This is a genomic window from Streptosporangium sp. NPDC049248, from assembly GCF_040678965.1.
Classification (GTDB): Bacteria; Actinomycetota; Actinomycetes; order Streptosporangiales; family Streptosporangiaceae; genus Streptosporangium; species Streptosporangium fukuiense.
In genome coordinates, this window is record NZ_JBFAQY010000004.1 from 267,004 (window position 1) to 281,061 (window position 14,058).

The window sequence follows — 14,058 nt, forward strand, 5'->3', positions numbered from 1 at the left end:
GGGCCGGAACTCAGGTGAGGTCGCGGACCAGTGCGTCGGCCAGCAGGCGGCCGCGCAGGGTGAGCACAGCCCGGCCCGCCTTGAACGGTTCCGTCTCCAGCAGTCCGTCGGCCAGCGCGCGGGCGACCACCCGGGGGCGGTCGAGCTCCCCGAGCGGGAACCCCTGGGCGAGTCGCAGCTCCAGCATCAGCCGCTCCACCGCCCTGTCCCCGGACCCCAGCACCTCTCGCGCCTGGGCGGGCGAGGTGCCCGCGGCCAGTCGCCGGGCGTAGGCGGCGGGGTGCTTGACGTTCCACCAGCGGGTACCGCCGACGTGGCTGTGCGCCCCCGGACCGACGCCCCACCAGTCTCCGCCGGTCCAGTAGAGCAGGTTGTGCCGGCATCGCCCGGCCTCGGAGGTCGCCCAGTTGGACACCTCGTACCACTCGAACCCCGCCTCGGCCAGCATGGTGTCGGCGATCAGGTAACGGTCGGCGGCCACGTCGTCGTCGGGCATCGGGAGCTCGCCCCGCCTGATCCTGGCGGCCAGCTTCGTCCCGTCCTCGACGATCAGCGAGTACGCGGAGACATGGTCGGGTCCCGCCTCGATCGCCGCGGCCAGCGAAGCACGCCAGTCGTCGTCGCTCTCCCCTGGCGTGCTGTAGATCAGGTCAAGGTTGACGTGCTCGAACCCCGCCTGCCTCGCCTCCCGTACGGCCCGCGCCGGGCGTCCGGGAGTGTGGCGACGGTCCAGCACCGCGAGCACGTGCTCGCGGGCACTCTGCATCCCGAAGCTCATCCGGTTGAACCCGCCCTCGCGAAGCTCCGCCAGGTAGGTGGGGTCCACCGACTCGGGGTTGGCCTCGGTGGTCACCTCGGCGCCGGGAGCGAGCCCGAACTCCTCCTCGATCGCCCCCAGGATCCGTACCAGGTCTCCGGCCGGTAGCAGGGTCGGGGTGCCCCCGCCGAAGAACACGGTCTCGACCGGGAGGCGCGCGGCGCCGAGGTTGGCCCGCGCCCGCCGCACCTCGTCGACGGCGGTGTCCGCGTAGTCCCGCTGCGCGGCGCCGGGACCGAGTTCCGAGGCCGTGTAGGTGTTGAAATCGCAGTAACCGCACCGGGTCACGCAGAAGGGCACGTGGACGTAGAAGCCGAAGGGCCGCTCGCCGAGTCCGGCGAGCGCGCTCTCGGGGAGTTCGCCCGAGGCGGGTACGGGATCCCCGTCGGGAAGTGTGGATGGCACGCCCCAAGTCTGCCGCTCCCCATGCGATGCCCGGGACGTCGCCCCGGCTGTGGAAGGCCGGCCGCTCACCGGTCAAACCGCCGCGTACCGTTGACGGACAGATCGCACAGGTCTACGATCCGGGAAAACTTAAAGGAAAGTTTCCTATAAGTTACTATTCCGAGCAGTGGAGAAGCCCGTGCAGAGACTCCTCCGGAACATGATCGCGGCAGCCCTCGCCGCGGGTCTCGCGGCGGTGGCCTTACCGGCCCCGGCCCAGGCCCAGGCCCCCTCAGGGAACGGTGACCGCTTCAAGCGGGTCGCCTACTTCATCCAGTGGGGCGTCTACGGCCGCGACTACCACGTCAAGGACATGGAGAGCAGCGGCGCCGCCGCCAAGCTGACCCACATCAACTACGCCTTCGGCTTCGTCAACGCCGAGGGCGACTGCTACTCCGCCGACCCGTGGGCCGACTGGCAGCGCCCGGTGGCCGCCGAGCAGAGCGTGGACGGCGTCGGCGACGCCGAGGGCCAGGCGCTGAACGGCAACCTGAACCAGCTGAAGAAGCTCAAGGCCAAGCACCCCGGCCTCAAGACGTTGATCTCCCTGGGCGGCTGGACCGGCTCGAAATACTTCTCCGACGCGGTGCTGACCCCCTCCGGGCGCGCCAGACTGGCCTCCTCCTGCATCGACCTGTGGCTCAGGGGCAACCTGCCCGGCACCGCCCCCGGCACCGGAGCGGGCGTGTTCGACGGCATCGACCTCGACTGGGAGTGGCCGGGCTCCTCCGGCAACGAGGGCAACATCATCCGTCCCGAGGACAAGCGGAACTTCACCCTGTTCGTCGCCGAACTGCGCCGCCAGATGAACGAGTTCGACCGGCGCACCGAGCTGACCGCCTTCCTGCCCGCCGCCGCCGCGAAGATCGACGCGGGCTTCGAGGTCCGCGACGTCTTCAAGCAGCTCACCTTCGCCACGATCCAGGGCTATGACCTGCACGGCTCGTGGGAGAACGTCACCGGCCACAACGGCAACCTGTTCAACGACCGGCGCGACCCCAACCCGGTGAAGTACAGCGTGGACCAGACGGTCCGCGACTACCTGACGCGCGGCGCCCCGGCCAAGAAGATCGTGGTGGGCGTGCCCGCGTACGGTCAGGGCTGGACCGGCGTCACCGGGGGCAGGAACGGCCTGTACGGCACCGCCACCGGTCCCGCGCCGGGCACCTTCGCCGCCGGAAGCGAGGACTACAAGATCCTGGTGAACAAGCCGGGCAAGCGCTACCGCGACCTGCTGACCGGAACCGTGTGGCTCTACGACGGCAACGAGTTCTGGTCCTACGACGACCCGGCCACGCTGGCCCAGAAGGCGGCCTACATCCGCCTGAAGGGCCTCGGCGGCTCGATGATGTGGTCCATCGACCAGGACGACACCTCGGCGTCGCTCACCTCGGCGCTCTACAGGATCCTGCGCTGAGCGACCCTCTCATACCGGTCGGGGCCGCAGGATCTGGGTCATCTGCGGCCCCGCCCGCGCGTTCGTCCCCGGACGCCTAACCGCGCACGCGGCCCAGCACCCGCTCAGCGACCCTGTCCCACTCCTCGGGGTGCCCCGGATGGGCGAGCAGGCGGCGCAGCAGGTCTCTGTCACCGTGGTAGGCACGGAAGGACTCGGTGACCGTGACGCTGCCTTCGGGACGCGAGACGATCTCGACGGCGTCGCCCCGGCCCAGCTCGCCCGGCTCGACCACCCGCAGGTAGGCGCCGACCCGCCCGGCCCGGGTGAAGGTCTTGAGCCAGCCCGGCTCCCCGATCCAACCGCGGAACACCGAGCACGGCACCCTCGGGCCGGTCACCTCGGCCAGCACCGTGCCCATCCGCCAGCGCTCCCCGATCTTGGCCCCGTTGACGTCGAGCCCCACCGTCGTGAGGTTCTCCCCGAACATGCCGTCGCGCAGCTCCCGGCCCAGCTCGGCCCGCCACCAGTCGTAGTCCTCCCGCGCATAGGCGTAGAGCGCCTGATCGGAAGAGCCGTGGTGCTCCAGATCTGCCCTCTCGTCCCCGGCCAGACCGCTCTCCGAGGCCCTGACCCGGCCGTCCGCGGGGGTCTTGTCTATCGCGGTGCGCTTGAGACGACCGGCCCACTCCGCGTCGACGGCACGGCCCACGTTCACCGAGGCAATCTGCATGACCGGACGGTATCGGAGCCCTCAACCGGAAGGCGAACCGATATCCACCGATTCTTCCTACCCGGTGCCAAGCCTGGCCGGGCCCTCGACGTCCTCTACTTCTTGGACTTGTCCGCGGAGGACTCGGTGGACAGCGCGGCGACGAACGCCTCCTGGGGCACCTCGACGCGGCCGACCATCTTCATCCGCTTCTTGCCCTCCTTCTGCTTCTCCAGCAGCTTGCGCTTGCGGGAGATGTCGCCGCCGTAGCACTTGGCGAGGACGTCCTTGCGGATGGCACGGATGTTCTCACGGGCGATGACCCGGGCGCCGATGGCCGCCTGGATCGGCACCTCGAACTGCTGCCTGGGGATCAGCTCGCGCAGTTTCTTGGCCATCTCGACGCCGTAGGCGTAGGACTTCTCCCGGTGAACGATGGCGCTGAAGGCGTCCACGGCCTCGCCCTGGAGCAGGATGTCGACCTTGACCAGGTCGGACTCCTGCTCGCCCGAGGGCTCGTAGTCCAGCGAGGCGTAGCCGCGCGTACGGGACTTGAGCTGGTCGAAGAAGTCGAAGATGATCTCGCCGAGCGGCATCGTGTAGCGGATCTCGACGCGGTCCTCGGACAGGTAGTCCATGCCCTGCAGGTTGCCCCGGCGGTTCTGGCAGAGCTCCATGATGGCGCCGATGAACTCCGACGGAACGAGCACCGTCGACTTCACCATCGGTTCGAAGACCTTGTCCACCTTACCGGTGGGGAACTCCGAGGGGTTGGTGACGACGACCTCCTTGCCGTCCTCCATGATCACTCGATAGACCACGTTGGGCGCGGTGGAGATGAGCGAGAGGTTGAACTCGCGCTCCAGCCGCTCGCGGACGATCTCCATGTGGAGCAGGCCGAGGAAGCCGCAGCGGAAGCCGAAGCCCAGGGCGGCGGAGGTCTCCGGCTCGTAGACCAGGGCCGCGTCGTTGAGCTGGAGCTTGTCCAACGCCTCGCGGAGCTCGGGGTAGTCGTCACCGTCGATGGGGTACAGGCCCGAGAAGACCATGGGCTTGGGGTGCTGGTATCCGCTGAGCGCCTCGGCGGCCGGCCTCGACACGGAGGTCACCGTGTCACCGACCCGCGACTGGCGGACGTCCTTCACACCGGTGATCAGATAGCCCACCTCGCCGACGCCCAGCCCCTGGTCGGCGATCTTCGGCTCGGGCGAGATGACGCCGATCTCCAGCGTCTCGTGGGCCGCGCCGGTGGACATCATCAGGATGCGCTCACGCTTGCCCAGGTGCCCGTCCATGACCCGGACGTAGGTGATCACACCTCGGTAGGTGTCGTAGACCGAGTCGAAGATCAGCGCGCGGGCGGGCGCGTCGGCGTCGCCGACCGGGGCCGGGATGTTCTCGACCACGTGGTCCAGGAGCTCGCGAACGCCCACACCGGTCTTGCCGGAGACCCTCAGCACGTCCTCCGGGTCACAGCCGATGAGGTGGGCGATCTCCGCGGCGTACTTCTCCGGCTGGGCGGCGGGCAGGTCGATCTTGTTGAGCACCGGGATGATCGTCATGTCGTTGTTCATGGCCAGGTAGAGGTTGGCCAGGGTCTGCGCCTCGATCCCCTGCGCGGCGTCGACCAGCAGGATCGCGCCCTCACACGCCTGGAGCGACCGGGAGACCTCATAGGTGAAGTCGACGTGCCCGGGAGTGTCGATCATGTTGAGGACGTAGTCGGTCTCGCCGACCCGCCACGGCAGTCTGACCGCCTGCGACTTGATCGTGATGCCGCGCTCGCGCTCGATGTCCATCCGATCGAGATACTGAGCGCGCATGGAACGGTCGTCGACCACTCCGGTGATCTGCAGCATGCGGTCGGCCAACGTCGACTTGCCATGGTCGATATGCGCGATGATGCAGAAGTTGCGGAGCACCGCGGGGTCGGTCTGGCCAGGCTGAATGCGCACCGGGGTCCGTTTCAACAGATTGATGACGATCACACGGCTGGCATGCCAGCCGCCTTCCATGGTGACATGTCCGGGTGATTGCCCGGACCAGAACACGACTCGGCCTGCGTTTTCTCGCTGCGGTGGCGGCCCTGCTCCTTGCGCTTCCAGGGTTGGCCGTGGCCACCCTCACCCTGCAGTTTACCGGGACACCCGCCCCGTGGGCGAAGACGACCGGCCACGACGCCCTGTGGCTCGGCCACGCGTGGGTGGACGGCAGGAAGACCCACGACGACGTGCGGACGCTCGCCGCCAGGCTCCGCAAGACCGGCATCAAGGACGTCTACCTCCACTCGGGACCGTTCGACCGCGACGGGACGTTGCCCATCGAGAGATATCCCCGGGCTGTCGATCTTCTGAAGTGGTGGCGCGAGGAGTTGCCGAAGGTCAGGATCTCGGCCTGGCTCGGCCAGAAGGTCGACGGCACCCTCGACCTCGACGACGCGGCCTCCAGGCAGCGTGTGCTGGACGGCGCACGCGCGATCATGGCGCTCGGCTTCGACGGCGTGCACTACAACTTCGAGCCGATCGGCGACGGCGACACCGAGTTCCTCGACCTGCTGACCCGGACCCGCGTGATCGTGGGCGACGGCCTGCTCTCCACGTCGACCCCGCAGATCGAGCCGTTCCCGCTCGTCCGCCCGGCCGCACGCGCCGCCCTCGGTCACGACAAATACTGGTCGTCCGACTACTTCCGCCAGGTGGCGAACCTTACCGACCAGGTAGCGATCATGACCTACGACTCCTACCTCCCCTTCCCCGCCGTCTACGGCGGCCACGTCGTGCGGCAGAGCACGCTGGCGCTGGAACTCGTCCCCGAGGAGAAGACGGTGCTGATCGGCGCCCCGGCCTATCACGACCACGCCGCCCCCTGGGCCGACGAGGCCGAGAGCGTCGAGAACGCGGCCAGGGGTGCCCGGCTGGCGCTGACCTCGTACGGCAAGCGCCGTGAGCGGTTCGGGCTGGCGATCTACGTCGACTTCGCCGCCACCAAGGAGGACTGGGCCGAGTACGACAAGTTCTGGTTCAAGCCATGAGGATTACGGTCCGAGCGATCAAAATCACCCGCTAAACTGATCGGGCATCCCTCTGCCCGGCCTGTCGATTTGAGTGACGACCTCGGCAGTTGGTAGCCTAGTCAACTGCGTGTGGCGCGCCCTCTCTGCCCGCGCGCCCCATCCAACGACATTCACCGAGGCTTCTTCGTGGCGAACATCAAGTCCCAGATCAAGCGCAACCGGCAGAACGAGAAGGCCCGGCTGCGTAACAAGGCTGTCAAGTCTTCCCTGAAGACGGCCATCCGCAAGTTCCGCGAGGCCGCCGACCAGGGTGACGTCGAGCAGGCCGCTGTGCTCCAGCGCGCCGCCGCCCGTCAGCTGGACAAGGCTGCCAGCAAGGGCGTCATCCACAAGAACCAGGCCGCCAACCGCAAGTCGGCGATCGCCCAGCGCGCCGCCGCCCTGTCGACGGTCGCCAAGTAGTTCCAGGTTTCGCGGACGCCGCCCCCGCACGGGGTGCGGCGTTCTTGCGTTTCAACCGCCCGTGCCGCTGGGGACAACCGTGATGCCGAGCTAGCGTCCGGTGCGGCTGGCGACCACGGTCTGGACCATGTGCTCCAGCGCGTACGCGGGGTCGGCGCCGCCGCCCTTCACCTGAGCGTCGGCGGTGGCGACGGCCTGGATCGCGCGGGCGAGGCCGTCGGGCCCCCAGCCGTTCAGCTGCCGCTGAACCCGTTCGATCTTCCAGGGCGGCATGCCGAGCCGGCCGGCGAGTTGACCGCCCCTCAGGTTGCGGGGCGCACCGCCCACCTTCGCCAGCGAGCGCAGGCCCCCGGCGAGCGCGCTCACCAGCAGGACCGGTGCCGTACCGGTCGCCAGGGCCCAGCGCAGTTGTTCCAGGGCTTCGCCCAGGCGCCCCTCGACTGCCGAGTCGGCCACGGTGAACCCGCTGACCTCGGCCCTGCCCCGGTGGTAGCGCGCCACTGCGGCCTCGTCGATCGCCTTGCCGGGGGTGTCGAAGGCGAGCTGGCTGCAGGCGGCGGCGAGCTCGCGCAGGTCGTTGCCCACGGCGTCGAGGAGCGCGGCGGCGGCGTCCGCCCCGATGGTGCGCCCGGCCCGTTTCAGCTCTGCCTTGACGAACGCCAGCCGCTCAGCCGGTTTGGTCATTTTGGTGACCGAGACCACCTGCGCCCCGGCTTTCTTGACCCCGTCGACCAGCGCCTTCCCCTTGACGCCCCCCGGATGGACGAGGATCAGCACGGTCTCCTCGGCCGGATGAGCCGCATAGGAGACGACTTCGGCGATGACGTCCTTGCCGAGGTCCTGGGCCGAGCGGACGACCACCACGGACCTGTCGCCGAACAGCGAGGGCGACGTCATACGGGTGAGCTCCCCGGGCTCCATCTTCGCGCCGGGGAGATCGTGCACCTCGGCGGTCGGGTCGGCCGCCCTGGCCGCCGAGGTCACCTCACTCACCGCGCGGTCGGCCAGCAGTTCCTCGTCGCCGAGTATCAGGATCACAGGTGCCGGATCGGTTGCCGCCATGCCGAGCAGCATGCCACGTCCCGGTGACGAGAGGAGCATCGGCAAGTCGTTCGCAATCGGAATGCAGGTGCCATGAGGCACCCTGGGAACCTCACAGGAGGTGAAAACCATGACGAACTCCACCATTCGCCGCCACGCCTGCCCGCGCTGCGGAACGTCCCTCGACGAGGGCCCGATCATGTACCGTTGCGCGCGCTGCAGCCGGTCGGTCTACGCCGCCGACGTGGACACCGAGTTCCGCCGCCCGGCCAAGGTCACGTCCTAGTCCCGTACCGGAGCCCCTCCGGCCGGGGCGCTCCTTCGGGGAATGACGGACAGGGCTCCCCCGCTGTCCACCACGGCGAGGTCTCCCGACAGGTCCGTCCGGTGGACGCGCACACCGAGCCGGTACAGCGTGGCCAGGGTCGACGCCGCGGGATGGCCGTAGTCGTTGTCCGCCCCCACACTGATGAGGGCGGCACGAGCACCCATCGCGGCGAAGAAGGCCGGGTCGTACCTGCCGGATCCGTGATGCGGAACCTTGAGGATCTCGGCGCGCGGCAGGCCCCTGCGGAGCAGCTCCGCCTGGGCCTCGGTCTCGATGTCGCCGCTGAGCAGAGCCGACCCCGCGGCCCAGCGAACATGCACCACGACGCTGGCGTTGTTGACGGCCGCCCCCTTCCCCGCGCCGGTCGGGGACACCTCGGTCACCGGGCCGATGACCGTCAGCTCGGAGGGCCCGAACCGCCAGCTCGCCCCCGGACTCGCCACCCACTCGACCACACGGCGGCGGGCGAGATCCTCGCTCAGCCTCACCCCCTCATGCTCCCCGGCGTCGTCTCCGGTGCCGCGCGGGGTCACCAGCACCGCTCCCACCGCCCGCCCACGGAAGACACCGTCGAGCCCTCCCACATGGTCGAGGTGCGGATGGGTGAGGATGACCAGCGGCACCTCCCCGACTCCCATGGAACGCAGACAGCGGTCCACCCGGACAGGATCGGGCCCCGCGTCCACCACCACGGCTCGCCCGGGCCCTGCCGCGACCAGCAGCGCGTCTCCCTGGCCGACATCGCAGGCCACCAGCAACCATCCGCGAGGCGGCCAGCGAGCCACGATCGGCGCGGCCACCGTCACGGCGAGAACCAGGCCGGCGACGGCCGCCAGGGCGATCAGGCGTATCCTCCGGTGCCGCAGCACCAGCACGGCGAGCGGGACGGCAGCGGCCAGCAGGAGCAGCCCGGTGACGCCGCCCGGCCACGGGAGCACGCCCAACGGGAGCCCGGCGGTGTGCCCGGCCACCTCGATGATCCATCCGGTGGCCAGACCCGCCGGCCGGACCAGCAGCTGAGCGAGCCCCAGGTGCAGGGGGGCGACCAGCGCCACCACGAAGCCGAGCAGGGTGGCCGGGGCCACGGCCGGGCCCGCGAGCAGGTTGGCCGGGATCGCCACCGGTGCGAGCTGCCCGGACATGAGGACCAGGACGGGGGTGACGGCGGCCTGGGCGGCGGCGGCCACGGCGATCGCCTCCGCGGCCCATCGGGGCATTCGGGCCGAGAGCCGGTCGCGCCAGCGCGGTGCGAGGACCAGAATGCCCGCGGTGGCGAAGACCGACAGGGCGAAGCCGTAGGAGCGGGCGAGGTCGGGGACAAAGAAGATCAGTCCCAGAACCGTCGCAGACAGAGCCGCGACGCCGTCGCGCGAGCGGCCCGTACCGAGTGCCACGGCGGCGACCCCGCCCATCAGGAGAGCCCTGAGCACACTGGGCGAGGGACGGGCGACGATCGAGAAGGCGACCATGGCCGAGATCGCCAGCACCGCCCGCGCCGCGAGTGGCAGACCGGCCGTCCTGGCCATCGCGACCGCCGCACCGGCCACGACGGCGAGGTTGGCCCCGGAGACGGCGAGCAGGTGGCTGAGGCCGGCCGCCTTGAAATCGGCTCTGACCTGGTCGTCCATCCGGGACACGTCACCGACCACCAGGCCGGGCAGCAGCCCGCGCTGCGCCGGTGGCAACACCTCGGCCGCCTTCCTCAGCCCCGATCTGAGCGCTCCGGCCGCGCGTTGCTCCCAGGAGGGTCCGCTCAGGACGCGCGGCGCCCCTCTGACCAGCACCACCGCCGCGAGCAGCTCACCGGGGTCCGCCGGGCCGAAGCGCCCGCTGACCTCGACCCGCTGGCTGGGCAGCAGCGAACGCCACTCCGCGCCGGAGACGAAAAGCAGCACCGGAGCCCGCAGCCTCACCCTGTCCGCTCCCGTCCCGACCGATTCGACCCGGGCGGGCACCACGAAGCTCTCCCGCCGGAACGGCCCGCCACGCCGGGCCACCTCCCGGGGGTCGTCGGTCACCACCGCCTCCGCAACCGCCGAGGCATGCCTTCCGGCCAGCTCGGCGACCGGTCCCGTACCGGCCGCGTGCACCCGGAAGGCCACCGACCCGGCCACCGCGGCCGCGCACCCCAGGACCGCGATCACCGCGTTACGCCGGCCCGCCGTCCTCCCCGCCCGGACCAGAACAGCCACGGCCAGGGCACCCACGGCCGTGAGACCGGCCACCACGGCACCCGTCGCCGCCGGACAGCCCAGCAGGACCAGGGCGATCACCCACGATGCCGCCGCGGGCAGGAGCAGATGCGCGGCATGCGCGCCCCGCCCCTTTCCGGAATCCCTGACACCACCGGCCTTCCCGGGAGCACCGGAACCATCAGGGCTCTCGGTGGCCCCGGCGCGCCCGGCCTCGACGACCGAGCCGGCTCGCATCCCGACCGCCCTCCCCGACCTGCGGATCACACCCGGACCCTGTCGCGCATCTCGGCGTACTTACGGTCGCCTATGCCGCTCACGTCGCGGAGTTGCTCAACGGCGCGGAAGCCGCCATGGGCGGCGCGGTACTCGGTGATGCGCCGGGCGAGCACCTCACCCACGCCCGGCAGCCCTTCGAGCTGCTCGATCGTGGCCGTGTTGAGGTCGACGACGGCGGTGGCGGGGTCCGCCGGATCCACCGGGGCGGGTGCCACCGCGACGGCGGGGCCGGCCGAGCCGACGACGATCTGCTCGCCGTCGACGAGCCTGCGCGCCAGGTTGAGAGACCCCGTGGCGGCCGCCCCCCGAACGCCCCCGGCGGCCCGGACCGCGTCGGCGACCCGGGAACCTCCGGGCAACGTGATCACCCCGGGGCGGCGGACCTTTCCGGTCACGTGAACCGTCAGCTCGGTGGCCGGCACGGGCCGGGGCCGTGCGGCATTGCCAGGCTCCGGCAGCGGAGTCCCGGAGATCGGCGCCGGCGGGGCCAGCGGCTCGGGCTCCGGCTGGGATCTCCAGGCGTACACGCCGCCGGCGACGGCGGCCGTCAGGGCGACGAGCAGCAGGAGGCGCAACCCCGGCCTGCCCGGACCGAGATCCTGTCCCTGTGCGGCCACGACCTTGCGCAGCGCCTCGAAGGCCGGGGGAGACGGCATGGAACGCACACGCGCGGCGGGACCGTCGAGGGAGGCGACATCCCGCGGCCGGTCCCGCCCACCGGCCCACGCATCCCCCGCCGAACAGGGCGGAGCGGCCTCGTCCTCCCCGTGAGGGAGCGGATCTCCCGGATCGGCAGGGCTTGCCGGCCGGAACGGTGAGAGCCGATCGTTGGGCCGCGGCAGGGCGAGCAGGTCGGCCGACCCGCGCGGGAGGGGCACGGCGGCAGGTGATCCACGCCCTGTCAGGATCCGCAGCCGCGACTCGGCCCGGAACCGCTCGATGTTCTGGCCTGTGGTCCGCACCCGCAGGACGCTACGGGGCGGCACCGGGAACATCCTCGCCGAACACCGTTCTGTGGATATCCGGCCGACCGCGCGGTCAGGTTGTGGACGGCGACCCGGCCACGGGTGTCAGGAGGGCGGGAAGGAGACGGTGATACCGAGCATCCCGGGGCCGACGTGGGCGCCGATGACCGAACCGACCTCGACGACTGTGACCTCGACGAGTGCGGGGATGCGCCGGGGCAGGCGCGCCGCCAGCGCCTCGGCACGGGCCGTGGCTCCGAGATGCTGGACGGCGACCTCCACCGGGGCGGTGCCCGCGGCCTCGACCGCGAGATCCTCGAGACGGGCGATGGCCCGGCTCGCCGTACGGACCTTCTCCAGAGGAACGATCGCGCCGTCACGAATGTGCAGGATCGGTTTGATCATCAATGCCGAGCCGAGGAGGGTCGCAGCCGCACCGATCCGGCCTCCCCTGCGCAGGTACTCCAGGGTGTCGACATAGAAGAAGCTGCGGATCGACTCCGCGCGGCGGCGGGCGGCATCCGCCACCTCCGTCCGGGTCGCGCCCGCGGCGGCGGCACCCGCGGCGGCGAGGACCGGGAATCCCAGGCCCATGCCGATGGACCTGCTGTCGATGACGTCGACCGGAACCGGTGAACCCTCGGCTCCCACGCGGGCGGCCTCGACCGTGCCGGACATCTCCGCCGACAGGTGGACGGAGACGATGCCGGTCGCGCCCCGGGCCGCCGCCTGGTCGTAGGCATCCGCGAAACGCCGCGGGGTGGGCCTGGAGGTCGTCACCGGAGCCCGCTCCCCGGGCACGTCGTCCAGCGCCCTGTCGTCGAGCGACCTGCCTCCCACGACCACCTGGAGCGGTACCACGATGATGCCCAGGCGGGAGACCCGCTCTCCCGGAAGGTAGGCGGTGGAGTCGGTGACGACGGCGACCGATGGCGACATGTCCAGAGGTTACTCGGAGAAGATCAGACGAAGAAGGCCGGAGTCACGGACATCGGACCTACTGGACCGGAGTGCCTCCACGCCAGACCCGGCGGGGCTTGAGGCCGAAGGCCCAGGCGAAGGCACCCTCGTGGTCGGCGTCCCACTGGACGATGTCGGCGAGGCGACCCGGGGCGAGAACACCGCGGTCGGAAGCCCCCAGGACCGTGGCACCGCCGAGGGTGGCGGCGCGAAGAGCGTCGCCGACGCTCATGCCGAAGGCCGCCACCGCGAGGCTGATGACCAGTGACATCGAGGTGATGCCGCAGTGGCCCGGGTTGTGATCACTGCCGAGGGCCACGGTGACCCCCTGGGCGAGCATCCGGCGGACGGGAGGCAGGCTGCCACGCTGGAGGGCGGTTCCGGGGCAGACCACGGCGGGGACTCCGTAGCGGGCCAGGATCGCGATGTCCTCGTCGGTGGTGTGGTGAAGCAGGTCGGCGGAGGCGCAGCCGAGTTCGGCGGCGAGCTGGACGGCGCCCCTGCGGGTGTACGCGCCGGCGTGCACGCGGGGCTGCAGGCCGACGTTGCGCCCGGAGGCCAGGACCCAGCGGGCCTCCTCCGCGGTGAAGTGCCCCTCGTCGCAGTAGACGTCGACGCTGTCGGCCCCCGCCGCCGCGGCGTCGGCGCACCAGGAGCCCACGGCCTCGACGTAGTCACGCTGGCGGCCGAAGTATTCGGGCGGGACGACGTGCGCGGCCATGAAGGTCACGTGCACCCGCGGCATCATCGGCTCCTTCTCCAGCTCGCGCAGGAGCCGCACGTCGGCGAGTTCGCCGTCGCGGGTGAGGTGGTAGCCGGTCTTGGCCTCGATGGTGGTGGTGCCGCTGAGCAGCCAGTCCCGGAGCCGCTCACGGACACCGTTGCAGAGCGTCCAGGGATCGGTGCCCCGGGTGACCGTCACGGTGGAACCGATGCCGCCGCCCGCCGCGGTGATCGCGGAGGGGGTGGAACCGCCGGAGCGCATCGCCATCTCGGCGTAGCGGTTGCCCGCGTAGACCGGGTGGGTGTGCGCGTCGATCAGGCCGGGGGTGACCAGCGCGCCGCCCAGGTTCTCGACGTGGTCGACGTCGACGATGTCGTCGACGACGCCGGGCACGCTCTGCGGCAGGTCCGCGGCTCGGCCGACCCAGGCGATCCTGTCGTTGTGAACGAGGATCGCCGCGTTGCTGAACACATCGTTTCCGGTCCAGAGCCGGCCGATATTGGTCAGAAGGCGGACCGTCATCGCATCACCGCCTTGTGTTCAGGGGAAGACGCTTGGAGGAGGACCACACCCGGACGGGACGAGTCGCCCCTGACACTGCCGGGCACCGTGCCCTTCAAGCCCGCTGTGACTCCGGACGGCATCGGGGGTCTCCTGCTCTCATCCGCGTATCTGTTGTGCGGCGACAGTATCGCCGAGATCATGATCGGGCGATTTCAGTTCAG

At 70.7% G+C, this 14,058-nt stretch carries 12 protein-coding genes; 4 read left to right on the forward strand and 8 right to left on the reverse strand.

Going from position 1 to position 14,058, the window contains the following annotated elements; all coding sequences use genetic code 11:
- Positions 1-10: 10 nt before the first annotated feature.
- A complete protein-coding gene (gene hemW, locus AB0K21_RS10470; RefSeq protein ID WP_364149169.1) occupies positions 11-1,222 on the reverse strand; it encodes a radical SAM family heme chaperone HemW in 1,212 nt (403 codons plus the stop codon).
- A gap of 178 nt (positions 1,223-1,400) precedes the next feature.
- On the opposite strand from hemW, the gene AB0K21_RS10475 reads away from it, so the two are divergent.
- Positions 1,401-2,678, forward strand: coding sequence for a glycoside hydrolase family 18 protein (locus tag AB0K21_RS10475; protein ID WP_343979863.1), 1,278 nt, complete (start codon positions 1,401-1,403; stop codon positions 2,676-2,678).
- A gap of 76 nt (positions 2,679-2,754) precedes the next feature.
- Here the strand turns inward: AB0K21_RS10475 and AB0K21_RS10480 are convergent, their stop codons facing one another.
- Both AB0K21_RS10480 and lepA read right to left on the reverse strand, forming a co-directional pair.
- Positions 2,755-3,390: an MOSC domain-containing protein gene (locus tag AB0K21_RS10480; protein ID WP_343979866.1), complete on the reverse strand. Its 636-nt coding sequence runs from the start codon at positions 3,388-3,390 to the stop codon at positions 2,755-2,757.
- Between the two features lie 95 nt (positions 3,391-3,485).
- Positions 3,486-5,324, reverse strand: a complete 1,839-nt coding sequence (gene lepA, locus AB0K21_RS10485) for a translation elongation factor 4 (protein WP_343980027.1) — start codon at positions 5,322-5,324, stop codon at positions 3,486-3,488.
- 158 nt (positions 5,325-5,482) lie between these two features.
- On the opposite strand from lepA, the gene AB0K21_RS10490 reads away from it, so the two are divergent.
- Both AB0K21_RS10490 and rpsT read left to right on the forward strand, forming a co-directional pair.
- On the forward strand, positions 5,483-6,400 hold the full coding sequence (locus AB0K21_RS10490; RefSeq protein ID WP_364149171.1) for a hypothetical protein: 918 nt from the start codon (positions 5,483-5,485) through the stop codon (positions 6,398-6,400).
- 168 nt (positions 6,401-6,568) lie between these two features.
- Positions 6,569-6,844, forward strand: a complete 276-nt coding sequence (rpsT, locus tag AB0K21_RS10495; RefSeq protein WP_343979872.1) for a 30S ribosomal protein S20 — start codon at positions 6,569-6,571, stop codon at positions 6,842-6,844.
- A gap of 90 nt (positions 6,845-6,934) precedes the next feature.
- Here the strand turns inward: rpsT and holA are convergent, their stop codons facing one another.
- On the reverse strand, positions 6,935-7,906 hold the full coding sequence (gene holA / locus AB0K21_RS10500; RefSeq protein WP_343979875.1) for a DNA polymerase III subunit delta: 972 nt from the start codon (positions 7,904-7,906) through the stop codon (positions 6,935-6,937).
- A gap of 109 nt (positions 7,907-8,015) precedes the next feature.
- On the opposite strand from holA, the gene AB0K21_RS10505 reads away from it, so the two are divergent.
- The gene (locus AB0K21_RS10505) at positions 8,016-8,171 is read left to right on the forward strand and encodes a hypothetical protein (RefSeq protein WP_343979879.1); all 156 of its coding nucleotides are present in this window, start codon (positions 8,016-8,018) and stop codon (positions 8,169-8,171) included.
- Here AB0K21_RS10505 and AB0K21_RS10510 read toward each other — a convergent pair.
- From AB0K21_RS10510 to hutI, 4 genes are all read right to left on the reverse strand, one after another.
- Positions 8,168-10,642 (reverse strand): ComEC/Rec2 family competence protein, encoded by a 2,475-nt coding sequence (locus AB0K21_RS10510; protein WP_364149174.1) that lies wholly within the window; start codon positions 10,640-10,642, stop codon positions 8,168-8,170. The genes AB0K21_RS10505 and AB0K21_RS10510 overlap by 4 nt on opposite strands.
- Positions 10,643-10,668: 26 nt before the next feature.
- Positions 10,669-11,340 carry a ComEA family DNA-binding protein gene (locus tag AB0K21_RS10515; RefSeq protein ID WP_343979886.1) on the reverse strand — a complete coding sequence of 224 codons (672 nt, stop codon included), beginning with the start codon at positions 11,338-11,340 and terminating at the stop codon, positions 10,669-10,671.
- Between the two features lie 414 nt (positions 11,341-11,754).
- Positions 11,755-12,588, reverse strand: coding sequence for a DegV family protein (locus AB0K21_RS10520; RefSeq protein WP_364149176.1), 834 nt, complete (start codon positions 12,586-12,588; stop codon positions 11,755-11,757).
- A gap of 58 nt (positions 12,589-12,646) precedes the next feature.
- Positions 12,647-13,855, reverse strand: coding sequence for an imidazolonepropionase (gene hutI, locus AB0K21_RS10525; RefSeq protein ID WP_343979893.1), 1,209 nt, complete (start codon positions 13,853-13,855; stop codon positions 12,647-12,649).
- Positions 13,856-14,058 lie beyond the last annotated feature (203 nt).

Excerpts from the sequence above, each read along its gene's own strand:
- AB0K21_RS10480 (WP_343979866.1), bottom strand. The coding sequence starts at position 3,390 with ATGCAGATTGCCTCGGTGAACGTGGGCCGTGCCGTCGACGCGGAGTGG.
- holA (WP_343979875.1), bottom strand. The coding sequence starts at position 7,906 with ATGGCGGCAACCGATCCGGCACCTGTGATCCTGATACTCGGCGACGAG.
- AB0K21_RS10505 (WP_343979879.1), top strand. The coding sequence starts at position 8,016 with ATGACGAACTCCACCATTCGCCGCCACGCCTGCCCGCGCTGCGGAACG.
- AB0K21_RS10510 (WP_364149174.1), bottom strand. The coding sequence starts at position 10,642 with ATGCGAGCCGGCTCGGTCGTCGAGGCCGGGCGCGCCGGGGCCACCGAG.
- AB0K21_RS10515 (WP_343979886.1), bottom strand. The coding sequence starts at position 11,340 with ATGCCGTCTCCCCCGGCCTTCGAGGCGCTGCGCAAGGTCGTGGCCGCA.
- AB0K21_RS10520 (WP_364149176.1), bottom strand. The coding sequence starts at position 12,588 with ATGTCGCCATCGGTCGCCGTCGTCACCGACTCCACCGCCTACCTTCCG.
- hutI (WP_343979893.1), bottom strand. The coding sequence starts at position 13,855 with ATGACGGTCCGCCTTCTGACCAATATCGGCCGGCTCTGGACCGGAAAC.